Origin of the sequence: Pseudonocardia sp. Ae505_Ps2 (assembly GCF_001932425.1) — a bacterium.
GTDB lineage: Bacteria > Actinomycetota > Actinomycetes > Mycobacteriales > Pseudonocardiaceae > Pseudonocardia.
Window position 1 is genome coordinate 509,708 of the sequence record NZ_MCIP01000001.1, and the last position, 1,119, is coordinate 510,826.

At 63.3% G+C, this 1,119-nt stretch carries 1 protein-coding gene and 1 pseudogene; both read right to left on the reverse strand.

Going from position 1 to position 1,119, the window contains the following annotated elements; all coding sequences use genetic code 11:
• Window positions 1-302: pseudogene (locus Ae505Ps2_RS33035) on the reverse strand (squalene cyclase); the annotation flags it as partial.
• Window positions 303-316: 14 nt separating this feature from the next.
• Complete coding sequence (locus Ae505Ps2_RS33950) at window positions 317-466, reverse strand: acyl-CoA dehydrogenase family protein (protein WP_249265207.1); 150 nt, start codon at window positions 464-466, stop codon at window positions 317-319.
• Window positions 467-1,119: the final 653 nt, after the last annotated feature.

A 1,119-nucleotide genomic window follows, 5' to 3' on the forward strand; every position in this document is an offset into this window, starting at 1 on the left:
GAGCGCCGCGGGATCCAGGCCCCACTCCCGCAGGGCGTTCAGCGACCAGGTCGTCGCCGTCCACGGCTGGCCCTCCACCGTCGACGGCTCGGCCGGGAAGTACGCGCCGCCCGCCCAGGTGCCGTCGGGATCCTGACGGGCGAGCAGCCGCGCGCCCATCCCCCGGTCGCGACCCGAGCACGGGTGGCCTCCCAGACCTCGGGAGGCGCACCCGCCAGGTCGCGCTCGACCTGCCAGCGCAGCGCCGGATCGGTGTCGAGCAGCCGGTCGAGCAGTGCTCGGTCCACGACAGCCCCGTCCATGGGCGGTCAGAGTGTCACTTCAGGAGGTTGCGCGCCATCACCATGCGCTGGATCTGGTTGGTGCCCTCGTAGATCTGCGTGATCTTCAGGCTGCGAGCTGTCGACCTACAGCCTTGCCGTCGATTGGCGGCCTGAGCTGCTTTGATTCGCTCGTCACCAGTCATCAGCCGTGATGAGCCGTCCACCTCTCACGGCCTGCAGACGGCCTGCGCAGAGTGAGGCACCAGTGATGTAACGGATTGCCTACCCAGCGCCGACCTACCAACGAAGGTCAACGTTACCCAACGCGGGAGCTCGAGTGCGTAGTGTGAAGCCAACCGACGCCAGTGTGCTTGTCGTCGCCGAGGGTGACACAGACGGCGCTCGGAACCACACCCGTGGCCACCTTTTTGAGATGTTCATCGGACGCCTCTTCAATGCGTTCGGCTATCAAGACCCTTCTTGGCGCGAACGTAACGTAACATCAAATGGGATTGAACTAGACCTTAAGGTCTCACATACGCTCTCGAATAAGCCGGCGATAATCGAGTGCAAGGCATACACGTCTGCCGTCAAAATTGGCCCTCTTACACAGTTCTACGGGAAGTTCTCAGCCCTGCGACGGCGCAGTCCAGAACTTCACGCATTTATGGTGGTGACGCCACGCTTGACCGCAGAGGCCAATGAGGTGTTCTCAGTAGCGGGGTGGCAGGTCGTGGCGACACGCCGAGGGTGGTGAGATGAGCGGGAACGGGGCAGGACCCCGGTAGATCGGTTCGGTCCAGCACAGATCGACACCGTCACCGAGGTCCTGCATGTCTGATCCTGTCACCTACAC